The organism is Yersinia sp. 2542 StPb PI, from assembly GCF_048593855.1.
Classification (GTDB): domain Bacteria; phylum Pseudomonadota; class Gammaproteobacteria; order Enterobacterales; family Enterobacteriaceae; genus Yersinia; species Yersinia enterocolitica_E.
Map to the genome: position 1 here is coordinate 1 of NZ_JAZGQA010000003.1, position 18,336 is coordinate 18,336.

Genomic DNA, 18,336 nt, shown 5'->3' on the forward strand with positions numbered 1-18,336 from the left:
ATAGCGACCTTAATTATTCCATGCCGATAACATTAGATATAAAGATAAGAAGTGATTGATTGAACTAAAGAACTCTCACCAAGACTCCTTAATAAATCCCTTGTTTTGCCACTTACACAGAATTTCTCCATTACAAACTGTCAGAAAACAGCGCGTCACTCTCTTTAGTTTTTTTCATGGTGAAAGCTGCCCCCACATAACAATCATCATGCTAACGTAAGGAATATATCTCTAAAATGAATGCTGGCTCTGGAACTACAGCATATCCTATGTAAAGGTGACGACACGATCATGTCTGCAAACAAAGAAACGACAGAAAAACTGGAAACAGCCTTAGTCAGTGCGGGCAGAAGTAAACGATTTACTCAAGGCTCAGTGAATACGGTGATCCAGCGGGCTTCATCGCTGGTTTTCGACTCGGTAAAAGCGAAGAAGCATGCCACTATCAATCGGGGAAAAGGCGAATTATTCTATGGCCGCCGAGGCACCCTGACTCACTTCTCGCTGCAAGAGGCGATGACAGAGCTGGAAGGTGGCGCAGGTTGCGTCCTTTATCCTTGCGGTGCCGCGGCTATCAGCAACGCAATTTTGTCATTTGTCGCAACGGGTGACCATGTGCTAATGACCGGTTCTGCTTATGAGCCGGCCCAAAGTTTTTGCGATAAAATTTTATCACGCATGAATATCACCACGACCTATTTTGATCCGATGATAGGCGCTGGGATCGACTCATTAATTACCCCAAAAACCAAAGTGGTATTCCTTGAGTCACCCGGTTCCATCACCATGGAAGTACAAGATATTCCGGCAATGGTGCAAGCTATCCGGGCCGTTGCACCAGACATCATTATTATGATGGACAACACCTGGGCTGCGGGTGTGCTGTTTAAAGCACTGGATTTTGGTATTGATATCTCTATCCAATCAGGAACTAAATACATCATTGGTCATTCTGATGCGATGCTGGGGATTGCCGTTGCCAACGCGCGTTGTTGGGAGCAACTGCGTGAAGACTCTTATCTGATGGGGCAAATGGTTGATGCTGACACAGCTTATCTTGCTAGCCGTGGATTGCGCACACTGGGTGTGCGTTTAAAACAGCACGAGAAAAGCAGTATTGAAATTGCTAACTGGCTGGCTCAGCGCCCGGAAGTTGCCACTGTCTATCACCCTGCCCTGCCAAGCTGCAAAGGCCATGAATTCTATAAACGAGACTTCAATGGCTGTAATGGCTTGTTCTCTTTTGAATTAAAAGAAGAGTTAAGTCAGCAACAGTTAGAGGCTTATCTCGACCATTTCACCCACTTCAGTATGGCCTTTTCATGGGGCGGTTTTGAATCCTTGATTCTGGGTTATCAACCGGAGAATATCCGTGCCATTCGTCAGTATGAAGGGGACGGGATAAAAGGCACACTGTTCCGTCTACATATTGGTCTGGAGAATGTGCAAGATTTGCAGGACGATTTGGCCGCAGGATTTGAGCGCATCAAAACAGTGCAGTAAGGGTTTCTGAACGATTGATTTGTTAATGCGCGGTAACAATATCCGCGCATTAATCCTCTCTTACACAAATAGTCTCAACGACACGTATATATCCCTCAAAAATTCGATTATTGAGGATAAGATCAATGTGGATCCGCGCCATTACGGATACACTAGACCAGTCCTTACAACAATATCCTCACACGCTAGGCAAACAGGAACAGAAATGGATGTATTACGCGAAATCCTTCATGCCTTATGGCAGCAGGATTTTAGTAAACTTGCCGATCCGAATGTGATTTGGGTCATTTACGGCATTCTCTTTACCACCCTATTTTTAGAAAACGGTTTGCTACCGGCTTCTTTCCTCCCCGGTGATAGTTTGTTGCTATTGGCGGGTGCATTAATTGCCAAGGGAGTCATGGGGTTCTTACCGACCATGATAATTTTAACCACTGCGGCCAGTTTGGGTTGTTGGCTCAGTTACCTGCAAGGGCTGTGGTTAGGCGATACTAAAATAGTTAAAAGGTGGCTGTTACAGCTACCGGTTCATTATCGGCAACGCGCCCATACTCTGTTTGTACGCCATGGTTTGGCGGCTCTGATAATTGGCCGTTTTCTCGCTTTTGTACGGACTTTACTGCCAACGCTGGCGGGTATTTCTGGCCTGAACAGTGCACGTTTTCAGTTCTTTAATTGGTTAAGCGGGCTGCTATGGGTGGGGAGTGTCGTTGGGTTAGGTTTCGCGCTAAGTCATATCCCATTCGTTAAGCACTATGAAAACCAGGTAATGACAGCACTGATGATTTTACCAATAGTGTTGTTGCTGATTGGTTTGGTCGGCACCCTGGTGTTGGTGTGGTGTAAACGTAAAAGTGTCACTGAGTAACCCTGTGTTTGCCTCGTGACTTAAGCAGTTAAACGGCGCTCACCGCGCCGTTTTTTATTGCCATTATTCGCTGGGCCGTAAAATCAGTTAGTCCGCAGTTTAGCGACCTCTTCACTGGGTGTGAGACCAAAATAGCGTTTAAACTCACGACTGAACTGTGAAGCACTCTCATACCCTACTTTGTTGGCTGCGGTACTGGCTTTTAGCCCATCGTGCAACATCATCATTCGTGCGCGATGCAACCGGTAAGATTTGAGATATTGCAGTGGCGAGGTGTTAGTGACGGCTTTGAAGTTATGATGAAACGCCGAAACACTCATGTTCACATCTGCCGCTAATTGCTCAACATTAAGATTATCTGCAAATTGATTTTCAATACGCCGCAAGGTTTTGGTAATTTGATTAAAGTGCCCATGGCGGTTAACCAGCGCCTGCAAGGCTCCTCCGCACTGACTACACAGCACATAGTAGAGAATTTCCCGCACAATTTGTGGGCCGAGTACTCTGGCATCACGGGGATTGGACATCACATCCAATAAGCGCTCGGTGGCACACAGCATTTCTTCGGTCAGCGCCGATGAATTGACGCCAGAGGTATTACCGAACGGTTTATCCAGCTCATCATCACCGATATCTATCAGCAAATCCTGTAGCATCTGGCTGTCTATATGAATCGATATTCCGGCCAGAGGTATTTCAGGGCTGGCAAAAGTTTCACATTCAAACGGCAGTGGAACCGTCAGAATAAGGTAATTTTTCGGATCATACTGAAACACTTTACTGCCCAGATAACCCACTTTGTGCCCCTGGAATATGATGACTACACTGGGGGTGTACATTACCGGAGTGCGCGGCTGGTGCACTGTGGAGTACAAAATTTTCACCCGTGGCACAGCAGAGGGCGTTAAGCCATTCCCCTTCGCCAAACGCGTAATTTTTTCGGCCATCTGTGCCTGAATATCATTAACCTCAACCATATACTCTCACTTACTGGCGTTATCTGAGACAATCTAGCAACTAAAACGATCAGATATAAATTGTGCAATATTTACCGCATTTTCTACAGTGCTTTGGAGAAATAGGCAAGAGCAAGGCAGAAATGTGCATTGAGGTATCGCGCCAAGTTGCCGACAATGGCTGCCAATGGTACGGCAATAAACAATCATTGCATCACCGGCTAATACGTCGCGTTTTGATTACCATAATTGTTCATCACCCATAAGCTGGAAGACAAATAATGCAAAACTTTACCCTCCATACCCCCACTAAAGTGCTGTTCGGTACTGGCCAGATAGCACAATTGAGTAAAGAAATTCCTGCTGATGCCCGCATCTTGATTACCTATGGCGGCGGCAGCATCAAACAAAATGGTGTGCTGGATCAAGTCCATCAGGCACTGAAAGGCTTTGATTTCCTGGAGTTTGGCGGTATTGAGCCGAATCCAACCTATGAAACCCTGATGAAAGCTGTTGCGCTTTGCCGGGCAGAGAAAATCGACTTCCTGCTAGCGGTGGGAGGGGGATCAGTATTAGATGGCACCAAATTCATCGCCGCTGGCGTCAATTACCCACAAGAACCATGGCATATTCTGCAAACCACTGGCAGCGATATTAAAGAAGCACTGCCAATGGGTTCAGTGCTGACCCTGCCTGCTACCGGTTCTGAAGCTAACAATGGCGCAGTTATCAGCCGCCGTGAAACCGGTGATAAGCAGCACTTCTTCTCACCCTTTGTCCAGCCACTGTTTGCCGTGCTGGACCCGGTTGTCACTTATACTTTGCCACCGCGCCAAGTCGCGAACGGTGTTGTCGATGCTTTTGTACATACCATTGAGCAATATCTGACTTACCCGGTTGATGCAAAAGTGCAGGATCGCTTTGCTGAAGGGCTGTTGTTAACCTTGATTGAGGAAGGTCCGAAAGCATTGGCGGAGCCAGAAAACTACAATGTGCGCGCCAATATTATGTGGAGTGCCACTATGGCATTAAACGGCCTGATTGGGGCCGGTGTGCCACAAGACTGGGCGACACACATGTTAGGCCACGAACTGACCGCCCGCCATGGTCTGGACCATGCTCAGACGCTGGCGGTAGTACTGCCCGCTCTGTTAGTGGCGAAGAAGCAACAAAAGCGCGCCAAACTGCTGCAATACGCGGAGCGTGTCTGGGGCCTGCGTGACGGTAGCGAAGAGCACCGCATCGATGCCGCAATTGAAGCTACCCGTCATTTCTTTGAAAGCATGGGCGTTGCTACTCGTCTGTCGGCCTACAAACTGGATGGCAGTTCTATTCCTGATTTGATTAAAAAACTGGAAGAGCACGGTATGACTCAGCTTGGCGAACACAGTGATATCACTTTAGCTGATAGTAAACGTATCTACGAAGCTGCGGTCTAATAATAGCATCAGCCCAGTTTACAGTTTTCAACACAGAAGGCATCGTTGAACAGGATGCCTTCTGTTCAACATCTACTTACTCTTTTCACTTACCGTTAAAAGGGTGCTATCGTTATTAACTGCTAGGCTTTAGCTTATTACCACGCATTTTGCTGTTCATCTCTCAGTGGCAGATCGCCGATAGATCTGTGCACATTTTGATACTTCTCACACATGATTAATCGCTAGCAAGATCATAAATAGAATGATCACGACTAAACTTACATTACGGGTAAACAGGGCAAACACAGCCCAATCAGTCAGCGAAGGAGATAGACATGGCAACACAACCCATTATCAAATTGCACGATGGCAACCTGATGCCACAACTTGGCCTTGGCGTTTGGCAAGCAACGATTGAAGAAACACAGCTTGCTGTCAGCAAAGCACTCGAGGTGGGCTATCGCTCTGTCGATACTGCGGCGATTTATAAAAATGAACAGGGTGTCGGCTCGGCACTGAAGGCGGCGGGTGTGGCTCGTGATGAGCTATTTATTACCACTAAACTGTGGAATGACAGCCAGCAGGATCCGAAAAAAGCACTGGAAGAGAGCCTGAGCAAACTTCAGCTCGATTATGTCGATCTCTATCTGATCCATTGGCCCAACCCAACACAGGATCACTACGTTAGTGCCTGGCGTGAACTGATCACATTGAAAGAACAAGGTTTAATCCGCAGCATTGGTGTCTGTAACTTCCAGATTCCTCATCTGCAACGGCTGATTGATGAAACGGGTGTGGCGCCAACCGTCAATCAGATTGAGCTACATCCACTGCTACAGCAGCGCCAGCTCCATTCGTGGAATGCCACCCATCATATTGCAACCGAATCCTGGAGCCCGCTGGCCCAAGGTGGTGAGGGCGTTTTCGATCAAAGCGTTATTCGCCAGTTAGCGCAAAAATACAATAAAACACCTGCACAGGTGGTGATCCGCTGGCATCTCGATTGTGGGTTGATCGTTATCCCGAAATCGGTAACACCGGCGCGTATCAAGGAAAACTTTGAAGTGTTTGATTTTAAATTGCATAAAGATGAACTGACGGCAATTTCGAAGTTAGACAGCAATAAACGCCTCGGGCCAGACCCGGATGTTTTCGGGTCTGACAACTGAGTTCAAGGCGATGTATTCAGTTTAATGATGCTTAGCTTTGCCCTTTGCGCCAGTAGCCGTCTGATTTACCGGGGATTTTCTCGCCCCGGTTTTGCTTACTGACGGTTTTGCCACTGGCGTACTACTGGCAACCTGCGGTTTTTTGCTGATAGCAGACGTTGTGCTTCGGCTACCTGGTTGACGCTGGCGGGTGATAGCAGTGTGCTTCGTCAGGGCCGGAGTATGGTGGCGCAGCGCCCGACGAGCTTCACGTTGCTCCTCGATTGTCGCTACCGGAACCAGGCATTCCCGGCGGCTGCCAATCAAATGTTGCAACCCCATCTCCTCTAATGCAGTACGGATCATTGGCCAGTTAGCCGGATCATGATAACGCAGCAAGGCCTTATGTAACCGCCGCTGGCGATCCCCTTTCGGTACAACGACGTCTTCACTTTTATAATCAACTTTCGCCAGCGGGTTCTTACCGGTGTAATACATGGTCGTAGAGTTAGCCAGTGGCGACGGGTAGAAGTTCTGTACCTGATCCAGACGGAAACGGTTTTTCTTCAGCCATAGCGCCAAATTGACCATATCTTTATCCTCAGTGCCCGGATGGGCAGAGATGAAATAAGGGATCAAATACTGCTCTTTACCTGCCTGCTTGGAATAGGTATCAAACAACTCTTTAAAGCGCTGATAGCTGCCCATTCCCGGTTTCATCATTTTGGAAAGTGGCCCTTCCTCGGTGTGTTCCGGTGCAATTTTCAAATATCCACCCACATGATGGCTGGCTAATTCTTTGATATAGCGCGGATCTTCTACTGCCAAGTCATAGCGGACCCCCGAGGCGATCAGGATCTTTTTAATCCCTTTAAGATCACGTGCCCGGCGGTACAAAGAGATAGTCGGCTGATGGTTAGTGTCCATATGTGGGCAAATCTCAGGATAAACACAGGATGCACGGCGACAGGTCTGTTCTGCCCTTGGCGACTGACAGCGCAGCATATACATGTTAGCCGTTGGGCCACCAAGATCAGAGATAATACCGGTAAAACCAGGGACTTTGTCGCGAATCTCTTCGATTTCACGAATAATAGAATCTTCAGAGCGGCTTTGAATAATACGCCCTTCATGCTCAGTGATAGAGCAGAATGAACAGCCGCCATAGCAACCACGCATAATGTTGATCGAGAAGCGAATCATGTCATAGGCGGGGATCGGCGATTTGCCATAGGCTGGGTGCGGCACACGCTGGTAGGGTAGCGCAAACACGCTGTCCATCTCTTCCGTACTCAGTGGAATAGCCGGTGGATTAATCCAAATATAGCGATCACCATGTTTTTGCATCAAGGCCCGTGCACAACCGGGGTTGGTTTCATGATGCAAAATCCGCGAGGTGTGGGCATATAACACTTTGTCTGCTTTCACTTTTTCATAAGAAGGCAGCAAGACGTAGGTCTTTTCCCATGGTTTGGGTTTGGCGGCACGAACAGTAACCGGTTTAGCTTCAGATTCAGGAATGCTATCAGTGGCGCACGGCAGATCTTCACCGTACGGATTGGGAATGGCTTCAATACGCCCTGGTTTGTCCAGGCGAGTAGAATCAACCCCACTCCAGCCCGGTAATGCAGTTTTGCGCATCACAACCGTGTTGCGAACATCCTGAATATCGGCAATTTTCTCACCCGCCGCCAGGCGATGGGCCACTTCAACCAAAGGCCGTTCGCCATTGCCGTAGACCAACATGTCTGCTTTGGCATCCACGATAACCGAACGGCGCACAGTATCAGACCAATAGTCATAATGAGCAATGCGGCGCAAGCTGGCCTCAATACCGCCGAGCAATACCGGCACATGGCTATACGCTTCTTTACAGCGCTGGCTATAGACTAAAGTGGCCCGATCAGGCCGCTTACCGCTTTGATTATCCGGCGTATAGGCATCATCGTGGCGCAACTTACGATCGGCTGTATAACGGTTGATCATCGAGTCCATGTTGCCAGCCGTAACGCCGAAGAACAGATTGGGTTCACCCAACCGCATGAAATCGTTTTTATTGGTCCAGTCCGGCTGAGCAATAATTCCAACCCGAAAGCCTTGCGCCTCCAGCATACGACCAATGATCGCCATGCCAAAGCTGGGGTGATCCACATAGGCATCGCCGGTGACAACAATAATGTCGCAACTGTCCCAGCCCAATATATCCATTTCCTCCCGTGACATGGGTAAGAATGGCGCGGTGCCATAACATTCAGCCCAATAAGGCTGATAGGAAAACAGGTCACGTTCTGGTTGGATCAAGCTGGTACTCATGGCAACACTCTTTGAATTGGGGAAAGTTGAGGTGGTTCGGGTTAAGAAATCATCACCGGGCGGCGATTATACGCATTTCTCCACGTAAAGAGGAAGGATATATCTTTTGATTACCAAGCTCACACCATCAAGTGAGTGAATGTAGAGTGGATTAGGTTGCGGTTGATATTCGCTCTTTGCTCATCTGAGGCCAAGTAAGCACTAATCTTATATCAACCGAACCCGGTAACCCTTAACCTAACGCCTTAGCCAAGTGTTGGTGCAGCCTGTGTCACTAACTGCCCCGCAGAACCACGATCCGCCATCTCAAGTGTCTGGCTGTAGTACAAGAACGGGAAGTGCTCAGAGGAAACCTGATTGAAATACACCAGTAGCTCTACATCACCATCAACCCAAACAGTATCCTTCCAGCCGCGATCCTCGGCCATCGCCGGCGCGCCGTTGACATTCTTCACCAGGAAGGAGACCCCTTGAATATGGAATGCCTGTGGCATATCGGCATGCAGAGTCCAGCGCTCCCAAGTCCCTTGCTGGGCCTGAGCATCCACACGGCTCATATCCCAAATAGCGCCGTTAATGCCCGGTAAATCATCACCCAAACGGAACTCACGGGAACGAATCACGTTGCCATCCAGAATCTGGTCGGCTAATAAACGCATCGGCAGATTATCGGTCACCAGCGGCAATAAACCGGTTGGTTTTAATGTTAGCACTAGCGTAGAAATCAAAATACTTGAGGGTTCGAACAGCCCACGGAGCCTATCCATGATACCGGCAGATTCACCCGCCGTGATAGAGACTTCATTGCCTTGTGACATATCAATCACCACTTCGCGCCGCTCACCGGGAGCCAGCGAAAGCTGCTGTACGGCCACGGGCGCAGGCAAGAAGCCCTGATCACTGGCAACAACATGCAAAGGGCGGCCATCACTGAGTTGCAAGATGTAGCGACGAGCGTTAGAGGCATTTAATAGACGTAATCGAACCCAACCACGGGAGACTTCGACAAACGGGCTTTGCACCCCATTGACCAGCAATGTATCGCCAACAAAGCCACCTTTGGCTGGCGGGTCATATTCTGGCACGCCAAAATTATCAAGCCGCTTGTCCTGAATAATAATCGGGAAATCATCGACACCATAATGACTCGGCAATGGCATCGCTTTACTAATTTCATCTTCCACCAGCCACATACCTGCCAGTCCGTTATACACATGAGGTGCCATACGGTTAGGGGTATTGGCGTGGTACCAACAGGTTGCGGCCGCTTGCCGTACCGGCAATACCGGCGACCAGTCAACACCAGGGGAGATCATACGTGCCGCGCCACCCATTAGAGTACCAGGAACCTGCAACCCACTGATTGTCATGGATACCGGTTCAGCCAGACGGTTGCTATAAATCAGCTTCACATCATCGCCGCTGAAAACCCTGACAGTCGGCCCCAGATACATGCCGTTAATCCCCCAGACTGCGGCTTTCTGACCGCCGCTGAATGCCCAATGTGCACGCTGTAGCGTCAAAAACAGCGGTTGCCCACGACGAGACTCCAATAAGGGTGGAACCGGTAACGGGGGTTGCTGGGTACTATTAGCCTGTGCCCTCAATGGCAGCGAACCTGCGCCTAGCGCTAAGCTCGTAGCCTGAATGAACTGGCGACGACTGAGTGACATATCTTCTCCGTGAAAACCACAATCAAACCTACTGCAAAATTTTGCCTGACTGCGAATAACGCTGAAGGACGGCAAAACGCTCACGACCAGAGTCGTTTAAATGGAAAGCCAAAATTTACTTTAATCAAAACAAGCCACGCAATAACCTATCAATAAAAGCCAATAGTATTATTTTCCCGCCGCTTGCTGCTCTGCCTGTTGGGCAATTTCGGCATCGAGCTGCTCAATTTTAGCCAGCATCAGGTTACGGCAATGTTCCGATAATTCACGCACGCGCTCTTTGCCATAACCACTGGTATCAACGGGCGGCATTATCTCTACAATGACTTTGCCATTTGACCAGCGGTTTAAATTGATATTATTGGTGCTGGACACGCAAATAGGCACAATAGGCACACCAGCAGCTATAGCGGCATGGAAAGCACCGGTCTTAAATGGCAATAACCCACGGCCACGGCTACGTGTACCTTCCGGGAACATCCAGATAGAAACATTTCTTTTTTTGACCTGCTCAACCACCTGAGCAATAGTGCCATGCGCCTTGGCGCGGTTATCACGATCAATGAGCAGGTTACCGGTCAGCCAATATAGCGGACCAAACAGAGGTACCCACAGCAGGCTCTTTTTACCCACCGTGACCGTACCGGACTGAACCACATTCGACATGGTGACCATATCGTAATTATTCTGATGGTTGGCGATATAAATACAGGTACCGTAGTCCGCCGCTTCCTTGGGGATACGTTGTTCAACTGTAATCCCGAATAATACCGACATCCGACCGAACAGATGCGCGAACGTCGCAAGATTACGTGGGTTTCGTGGCCTAAACAGGCAATAAATCGAACCAAACACACACACCAGAATACAATATAAAACTGCCAGCACCGTGCGCAAAATTAATAGCATAACAACCTCTTAAACACTCACTCTTAGACATGCGATCGACGCTAGTATAACGGCTTACCCACAAAATACCGCGCAGATTCATCGCCATAATTATGTAACGCGACAACGCACGCAAATTGCGCCTGCCATCGGTTACATTCACTGGGTGATGCCTGACTAACAATATAATAATGACCACCACGGCAACTCAAGCCGGGTGGTCATTCATTTCTAGCGACGATTACTCTTCGGTATTGGTTGGTACTGGCGGCGCATCAACATCAACCCGATCAATACGCTGCAAGCCACGTGGTAGCGGCGAACCTTTCCGACCCCGCTCTGCCCGGAATTTCTGTAAGTCTTCTGGGCGCAAGGTGAGCTTACGTTTACCAAAATGAAGAGTGATGGAGGTCTGAGGTGGCAGGACAAACAACCATGCCAGACGATCTTCACCCGCAGCCGCTTGTGCCGATGGGATGGAGACTATCTTATTACCCTTACCTTTTGATAACTCAGGCAGATCCGCGACCGGGAACATCAACATACGACCGGCGGCAGTAATAGATAACAACATGTCATCCGACCCATGAATTTCTAACGGCGTCAACGCTTTGGCATTTTCCGGCAAGGTTATCATGGTCTTACCTGCACGGTTTTTAGCAACCAAATCATTAAAGGTACAGACGAAGCCATAACCGGCATCCGATGCCATCAATAATTTCTGGTCATCCGGTGCCATCAATACCTGTTCAATGGTTGCTCCTGGCGGCGGAGTCAGCTTACCGGTCAGTGGCTCCCCTTGCCCACGCGCAGAAGGCAAGGTCAGCGGATCCAATGCATAACTACGGCCAGTTGAGTCAATAAACACCACCGGTTGGTTACTCATACCGCGAGCCGCAGCACGGAAACTATCACCCGCTTTATAACTCAATCCACTCGGATCAATATCATGGCCTTTGGCACTGCGCACCCAACCCATTTCAGACAGTACAATGGTAACCGGCTCTGAAGGGACAATGTCATGTTCGCTCATCGCTTTGGCTTCACCACGTTCGGTCAATGGTGAACGGCGATCATCACCGTAAGCGGCCGCATCAGCTTGAATCTCTTTCTTAATCAGCGTGTTGAGTTTACGTTCTGATGCCAATAATGCCTGTAGTTGATCACGCTCTTTGGCTAATTCATCTTGCTCGCCACGAATCTTCACCTCTTCCAATTTGGCTAAATGGCGAAGTTTCAATTCGAGGATAGCTTCAGCCTGCGTTTCCGAAATGGCAAAATGCTGCATCAGCAGTGGCTTTGGCTCATCTTCGGTGCGGATGATATGAATAACTTCATCAATATTAAGGAAGGCAATCAATAAACCTTCTAAAATATGCAGCCGTTTCAGTACCTTTTCCAAGCGGTAATTCAGACGGTTACGTACCGTTTGGCGGCGAAATACCAGCCACTCAGTTAGGATCTCTAATAGCCCTTTCACTGATGGGCGATGATCCAGACCGATCATATTCATATTGATACGATAACTTCTTTCCAGATCAGTCGTGGCGAACAGGTGGTTCATCACTTGATCCAGATCGACCCGGTTGGTACGTGGAACTATTACCAGACGAGTAGGGTTTTCATGGTCAGATTCATCGCGTAAATCCTCAACCATTGGCAATTTCTTGGCACGCATCTGGCTGGCGATCTGTTCCAGCACTTTGGCACCAGAAACCTGATGTGGTAACGCTGTAATTACCGCACTGCCGTCTTCTTTCTTCCACAACGCCCGCATTCGGACTGAGCCACGGCCATTCTGGTAAATTTTACGAATTTCATCACGCGGCGTGATAATTTCGGCTTCTGTTGGGAAATCCGGCCCTTGTACAAATTCCAGCAACTCTTCCAGTGAAGCAGTGGGTTTATCAATCAGTGCCAGCACCGCCTGTGCAATCTCACGCACGTTATGTGGCGGAATATCGGTTGCCATACCGACGGCGATGCCCGTAGTACCATTTAGCAGAATATTAGGCAGGCGCGCAGGTAGCATTTTCGGCTCCTGCATGGTGCCGTCGAAGTTTGGCACCCAGTCAACCGTCCCCTGCCCCAATTCGCCCAGTAAAACTTCAGCGTATTTGGATAAACGAGATTCGGTATAACGCATGGCGGCAAAGGATTTAGGGTCATCCGGTGCCCCCCAGTTCCCTTGCCCATCCACCAGCGGATAGCGATAGGAGAAAGGCTGCGCCATCAATACCATCGCTTCATAGCAAGCACTGTCACCATGTGGATGGTATTTACCCAGCACGTCACCCACGGTACGAGCTGATTTCTTGAATTTGGCGCTATTGTTTAGCCCCAGTTCGGACATCGCATAGACAATACGCCGTTGTACCGGTTTCAAACCATCGCCGATAAACGGCAACGCCCGATCCATGATGACGTACATGGAATAGTTCAGATAGGCGTTTTCAGTAAAGGTGTGCAGCGGTAAGCGTTCTGCACCGTCATGAGTCAAATCACTCATTACTCAATTATCCTCAGACTCTGGGATGGCGATCACTGGCTTCAGCGGATCGGCACCGCAAGTTCATTGTCGATTTCTGCCCGCGATAGTACCTCATCTGCGGGGTTACTGTCACAACCCACAGATAAACTCAATCTTTCAGCTTTACAGCATTATCTTTCAAGCTTGCAACATCTGCCGCCCTTTCTATCAACGGGGTAACAAAACGATATCATCATGTAGCCTACCGCTTCTCTTCCCTTCATATACTGGCTATGCGCTGGACTTCCCTGCACTTTTTTTTGCTCCCCCGATAACAGTGGTCGGGATGACGGCGTGCAAATCAACACACAGCGACAAGGTCGTTTTTGCTTGCAGTCAATGTCGTTTCGCTTGCAATAGAAGTAGGAGAATACCCATGGCATCACCCAACATTCTGCTGTTACGCATCGATAACCGGTTGGTTCACGGTCAGGTCGGCGTGGCGTGGTCCTCATCTCTTGGGGCAAACCTGTTATTAGTTGCCGACGACGGTGTCGCGCAGGACAAACTCCAACAGCAAATTATGTCGATGACCGCCGAGTCTATGGGGTTAGGGATCCGTTTCTTCTCCATTCAGAAAACCATTGATGTTATTGGCAAAGCCTCTGCTGAACAGAAAATTTTTATCGTCTGTCGCACACCGGATGAAGCTCGCCGTTTGGTTGAGGGCGGGGTACCTATCCGCGATGTGAACGTCGGGAATATGCATTTTTCGGAAGGCAAACGTCCGCTAACCAAAAAAGTGTATGTCGATGATAACGATCTGGCCAACCTGCACGCAATTCAACAGCATAACGTAAATGTCTTTATTCAGGACACACCGAGTGACGGCAAAGATAAAATCCAGTAAATAGCCGCCGCATCAGGGTATAGCAATCTGAGAGTCTCGGACTTAATCCGATAATACCCTGCCCTACAACGCCTTTGGTGACGGAATTATTTATGCATGAAATAACAATGATGCAAGGTATTGGGCTGGCAATCATGGCACTGATTGTCGGGATCGATTTTTGGTTGGAAGCGTTGTATATCTTCCGCCCGCTAATCGTTTGTACCTTAACGGGTGCCATTCTCGGTGATATCCAAACGGGTTTGATTACCGGTGCATTGACCGAACTGGCCTTTACTGGCCTGACCCCGATTGGCGGTACCCAACCACCAAACCCAGTGCTGGCAGGTATTATGACGACCGTGATTGCCCACAGCACCGGAGTCGACGCGAAAACGGCCATCGGACTGGGCCTGCCCTTTAGCTTCTTAATGCAATACATCATTTTGTTCTATTACTCAGCATTTTCCTTCTTTATGCAGAAGGCTGACCGTTACGCAGAAGAAGCTGATGGCGCAGCTCTCGGGCGGCTGAACTTGTTGTTAACCGCCATTGTTGCTGTGACTTACGCCGCCGTGACGTTCTTGTGCGCTTACGTTTCACAGGGCGCGATGCAAAGCCTGGTGCGATCAATGCCAGCCTGGTTGACTCATGGCTTTGAGGTTGCCGGGGGTATCTTGCCTGCGGTTGGTTTCGGCTTACTGTTGAAAGTTATGATGAAAACCCCGTTCACCCCTTTCTTTATTATTGGTTTCCTGTTTGTCACCTTTATACCGGTACAGAATCTGTTGCCTGTTGCGCTACTGGGGACGGCTTTCGCTATCTACGAATATTACAACCAACAGAAAAAAGCCGCCCATGCTGCTGCCGCTCCTGAGGAGATGAATGATGGAATCTAATACCTTGCCAACAACGACAGATGCCAGCACTGAGCCAACCACCAAGTTGACGCGCCGGGATATCACCAAGTTGGGTTTTCGGTCAGCACTGTTACAGTCCGGTTTTAATTACGAACGTATGCAGGCGACTGGTTTTGCCAGTGCACAAGCCCCGTTGCTGAAGAAGATTTATGGTAATGACAAAGCCGCGCTGTCTGCCGCCATGAAAGATAATCTGGAGTTTATTAATACCAACACTAATGCGGTTGGTTTCCTGATGGGATTACTGATTTCTCTGGAGGAACGCCACGAAAGTCGAGACCTGATCAAAGGGTTGAAAGTGGCGTTGTTCGGGCCACTGGCGGGGATTGGTGATGCTATTTTCTGGTTCACTTTATTGCCGATTGTCGCGGGGGTTTGTGCCTCTTTTGCCAGTCAGGGCAGTATTTTGGGGCCAATCATCTTCTTCGTGGTTTATCTGGCGCTATTTTTACTGCGCGTGGTATGGACCCATCTGGGCTACACCTTGGGGGTAAGAGCCATCGATAAACTGCGTGCCAGTTCGGGGGCTATTTCCAGAGCAGCGACCATCCTTGGTGTGACAGTCGTTGGTGGGCTGATTGCTTCGTATGTCCATATTACCGTGGCGGCAAAAGTCGCGGTGACCGCGGGCCACGAGGTCTCTATTCAGGAAGCCTTCTTTGACAAAGTCTTCCCAAATCTGCTGCCCATGGTCTACACCTTGCTGATGTATTACCTGTTGCGCGCCAAGAAAGTCAGCCCGGTTACGCTCATTCTGGTGACTTTTGTATTGTCTATCGCACTGTCATGGCTCGGTGTGTTGTAGCACCTAAATCAGTCTCAATCTTTAATGCGCTGGCTAACGGCCAGCGCCCAAGGACCTTTTATGGTAAGCATTATCATCACCGGCCATGGGCGTTTTGCCAGTGGATTGTATAACGCAGTGGAACAAGTCATTGGCTCACAACCGCAAATCATTGCGGTCGACTTTCCGGTCGGTATGAGTACTCAACAGCTAGACCATGCGTTACAACAGGCACTGGATACATTACCTATTGAGCACGGTGTGGTGTTCTTCACCGACTTGCTCGGGGGCTCCCCATTTCGCAGTGCAGTCCAATTGAGTGTGCATCAACCCCAATTTGAAGTGATTACCGGTACCAATATGCAAATGCTGGCGGAAACAGTGCTAGACCGAGATGAAATCCCTACAGCCCGCGCATTGGTTCAACAGTCACTGGCGGCGGGAAAACGGGGAATCGTTCATTTTGTCGTTGACAGTGAAACACCCAATAATGAGGAAAATGACGAGCAGGAGGGAATTTAATAATCCCATAATTCAAAATAGATCAGGGGGGCTGAAACTCAAGCGACGGATTATATTAAGCCCCGCATAATCGCCCGGTTGGCTTCAGGCGCCAGATAATGGCGGAGCTAAATGGTTAACCATTTAGTTCGCGGATAAAATCAATAAACGCTTTGAGTGGTGAAGGGATAAGACGACGGTCGGGATAGTACAGATATGGGCCTGAAAACTGCTGCCACCAGGGTGTTAGAATTGCTTCAAGTTCGCCACGTTCAATCGCGGGTCGCAGCCACTCTTCAAATAGATAGATTATCCCACCGCCAGCAATCGCCGTTGCCACCGCAAGGTCAACGGCAGCACCAATGCTAACCATTAGCGGGCCATTTGGCTTCACTCGCACCACCTCGCCGTCTCGCTCAAATTCCCATTCAGGCACTATGCCGCTGGCATAACGGCCACGAATACAGAGGTGGTTAAGGAGTTCGCTCGGATGTTCCGGCCGGCCATGCAGGTCGAGATACTCAGGAGCTGCGGCAACAGCAAAGCGCTGCTGACGTTTTCCTATCGGAAGCGCAATGACATCCTGTTCGAGACATTCATCATAGCGGATACCCGCATCGCAGCCATCACGGAATACGTCCTGCACATTGCTTTCGGCCACCACCTCTAACTGAATGTCTGGATAACGTTTCAAAAAAGCAGGAACAATGGCAGGCAACACCAGCCGCGCAGCACTAACAGGGACATTTAGACGTAATGTGCCCGACGGGGTATCACGAAAGCGATTAACAATATCCAGTGCAGCATCAACTTCGCTCATCGCAGGCATTAACCGCTCCATCAGTGCTCTACCTACCTCAGTCAATGCCACCGTTCGAGTGGTTCGATGAAATAACCGGACACCCAGTTGCTGTTCCACCCGCCGCACCGCATCGCTGAGATACGAAGGATTACTGCCTATCATGCGCGCAGCCTCACGAAATCCGCCCGCTTTTGCCACCGCGACCACCGCATGAAGCAGTGCAATATCAATTTGCATTGTCCGCCACTCCGTACAACTTGTCTTCATTTAGCCAGATAGTTGCACAGCTATAAGCCAGCTACAATCATTGCGTTACTTACTCAGGAGATATCCCATGTCACAACGTACTCTTACTTATCGACTTGGCGATCGGCAGATTAATCGCCTCGGCTATGGCGCGATGCAACTGGCTGGCCCAGGCGTATTTGGCCCACCCGCGAATGAATCTCAGGCGATTCAGGTGTTGCGCGACGCCATCGAATCAGGGGTCCAACATATTGATACCAGTGATTTTTATGGGCCACATATTACTAACCAATTAATTAAACGAGCCCTCCATCCTTATCCTAATGATCTGTGTATTGTTACCAAGGTGGGCGCACTACGCGATAAGACGGGGAACTGGCTACCGGCATTCAGCGCCGATGAACTCACCCGCGCGGTCGAAGATAATCTGCGTCACCTTGGGCTTGATGTGTTGGAAGTCGTGAATTTGCGTAGCATGTTTGCTGTCCACCAACCGGCAGAAGGTTCCTTGGCCGCCCCCCTTGAGACACTGGTCAAACTGCAAGCGCGAGGGCTGATTCGCCATATTGGATTGAGTAACGTGACAGCAAAACAGGTCGCCGATGCCCAAAAAATCACCCCCATTGTCTGCGTACAGAACTTGTATAATCTGGCAAATCGCGATGACGACGCACTTGTCGACGAGCTTGCTGCACAGAATATCGCCTGGGTTCCTTTTTTCCCGCTCGGTGGCTTCACACCATTGCAGTCGACACAACTTAGCGAAGTCGCACAGTCACTGGGGGCCACGCCAATGCAGGTTGCTCTTGCCTGGCTGCTGCAACGCTCTCCAAATATCATGCTCATCCCTGGCACGTCATCACCGCAACATTTACAGGAGAATCTAGCCAGTGCTGAATTGATACTCTCAGCTAGGGTGGTGGAAAAGCTAAATAGCATTGGCTAACATTGCTG

Annotated in this window: 15 protein-coding genes; 9 read left to right on the forward strand and 6 right to left on the reverse strand. The window is 49.3% G+C overall.

Annotated elements, in window-relative coordinates; genetic code table 11:
- Nucleotides 1–291 precede the first annotated feature (291 nt).
- Complete coding sequence (metC, locus tag V1952_RS01020; RefSeq protein ID WP_372560500.1) at nucleotides 292–1,503, forward strand: cystathionine beta-lyase; 1,212 nt, start codon at nucleotides 292–294, stop codon at nucleotides 1,501–1,503.
- Between the two features lie 205 nt (nucleotides 1,504–1,708).
- Nucleotides 1,709–2,371 (forward strand): DedA family protein, encoded by a 663-nt coding sequence (locus tag V1952_RS01025; protein WP_083162413.1) that lies wholly within the window; start codon nucleotides 1,709–1,711, stop codon nucleotides 2,369–2,371.
- A gap of 83 nt (nucleotides 2,372–2,454) precedes the next feature.
- On the opposite strand, the gene V1952_RS01030 is transcribed toward V1952_RS01025, so the two are convergent.
- The gene (locus tag V1952_RS01030; protein WP_420070737.1) at nucleotides 2,455–3,348 is read right to left on the reverse strand and encodes an AraC family transcriptional regulator; all 894 of its coding nucleotides are present in this window, start codon (nucleotides 3,346–3,348) and stop codon (nucleotides 2,455–2,457) included.
- A 260-nt stretch (nucleotides 3,349–3,608) separates the two neighbouring features.
- On the opposite strand from V1952_RS01030, the gene yqhD reads away from it, so the two are divergent.
- Together yqhD and dkgA are read left to right on the forward strand one after the other, a co-directional pair.
- A complete protein-coding gene (gene yqhD / locus V1952_RS01035; protein WP_372560498.1) occupies nucleotides 3,609–4,766 on the forward strand; it encodes an alcohol dehydrogenase in 1,158 nt (385 codons plus the stop codon).
- A 317-nt stretch (nucleotides 4,767–5,083) separates the two neighbouring features.
- On the forward strand, nucleotides 5,084–5,917 hold the full coding sequence (gene dkgA, locus V1952_RS01040) for a 2,5-didehydrogluconate reductase DkgA (RefSeq protein WP_420070738.1): 834 nt from the start codon (nucleotides 5,084–5,086) through the stop codon (nucleotides 5,915–5,917).
- A gap of 21 nt (nucleotides 5,918–5,938) precedes the next feature.
- On the opposite strand, the gene V1952_RS01045 is transcribed toward dkgA, so the two are convergent.
- The 4 genes from V1952_RS01045 to parC all read right to left on the reverse strand — a co-directional run bounded on the left by V1952_RS01045 (nucleotide 5,939) and on the right by parC (nucleotide 13,279).
- Complete coding sequence (locus tag V1952_RS01045; protein WP_420074214.1) at nucleotides 5,939–8,209, reverse strand: YgiQ family radical SAM protein; 2,271 nt, start codon at nucleotides 8,207–8,209, stop codon at nucleotides 5,939–5,941.
- 245 nt (nucleotides 8,210–8,454) lie between these two features.
- The gene (gene ftsP / locus V1952_RS01050) at nucleotides 8,455–9,882 is read right to left on the reverse strand and encodes a cell division protein FtsP (RefSeq protein WP_372560495.1); all 1,428 of its coding nucleotides are present in this window, start codon (nucleotides 9,880–9,882) and stop codon (nucleotides 8,455–8,457) included.
- A 168-nt stretch (nucleotides 9,883–10,050) separates the two neighbouring features.
- Nucleotides 10,051–10,791, reverse strand: coding sequence for a 1-acylglycerol-3-phosphate O-acyltransferase (locus tag V1952_RS01055; protein ID WP_083162401.1), 741 nt, complete (start codon nucleotides 10,789–10,791; stop codon nucleotides 10,051–10,053).
- A gap of 220 nt (nucleotides 10,792–11,011) precedes the next feature.
- The gene (gene parC / locus V1952_RS01060; RefSeq protein WP_420074215.1) at nucleotides 11,012–13,279 is read right to left on the reverse strand and encodes a DNA topoisomerase IV subunit A; all 2,268 of its coding nucleotides are present in this window, start codon (nucleotides 13,277–13,279) and stop codon (nucleotides 11,012–11,014) included.
- A gap of 397 nt (nucleotides 13,280–13,676) precedes the next feature.
- Between parC and agaB the strand changes: the two genes are divergently transcribed.
- From agaB to agaF, 4 genes are all read left to right on the forward strand, one after another.
- A complete protein-coding gene (gene agaB / locus V1952_RS01065) occupies nucleotides 13,677–14,150 on the forward strand; it encodes a PTS galactosamine transporter subunit IIB (protein ID WP_372560494.1) in 474 nt (157 codons plus the stop codon).
- A gap of 92 nt (nucleotides 14,151–14,242) precedes the next feature.
- Complete coding sequence (agaC, locus tag V1952_RS01070) at nucleotides 14,243–15,028, forward strand: PTS galactosamine transporter subunit IIC (protein ID WP_420074216.1); 786 nt, start codon at nucleotides 14,243–14,245, stop codon at nucleotides 15,026–15,028.
- Nucleotides 15,018–15,854, forward strand: a complete 837-nt coding sequence (gene agaD / locus V1952_RS01075; RefSeq protein ID WP_372560697.1) for a PTS galactosamine transporter subunit IID — start codon at nucleotides 15,018–15,020, stop codon at nucleotides 15,852–15,854. Before agaC ends, agaD begins: the two co-directional genes overlap by 11 nt.
- Before the next feature lie 60 nt (nucleotides 15,855–15,914).
- On the forward strand, nucleotides 15,915–16,355 hold the full coding sequence (gene agaF / locus V1952_RS01080) for a PTS galactosamine/N-acetylgalactosamine transporter subunit IIA (protein ID WP_420070739.1): 441 nt from the start codon (nucleotides 15,915–15,917) through the stop codon (nucleotides 16,353–16,355).
- 115 nt (nucleotides 16,356–16,470) lie between these two features.
- On the opposite strand, the gene V1952_RS01085 is transcribed toward agaF, so the two are convergent.
- The gene (locus V1952_RS01085; protein ID WP_372560491.1) at nucleotides 16,471–17,373 is read right to left on the reverse strand and encodes a LysR family transcriptional regulator; all 903 of its coding nucleotides are present in this window, start codon (nucleotides 17,371–17,373) and stop codon (nucleotides 16,471–16,473) included.
- A 97-nt stretch (nucleotides 17,374–17,470) separates the two neighbouring features.
- Between V1952_RS01085 and V1952_RS01090 the strand changes: the two genes are divergently transcribed.
- Nucleotides 17,471–18,328 (forward strand): aldo/keto reductase family oxidoreductase, encoded by an 858-nt coding sequence (locus V1952_RS01090; RefSeq protein WP_420070741.1) that lies wholly within the window; start codon nucleotides 17,471–17,473, stop codon nucleotides 18,326–18,328.
- The last annotated feature ends 8 nt before the right edge of the window (nucleotides 18,329–18,336 follow it).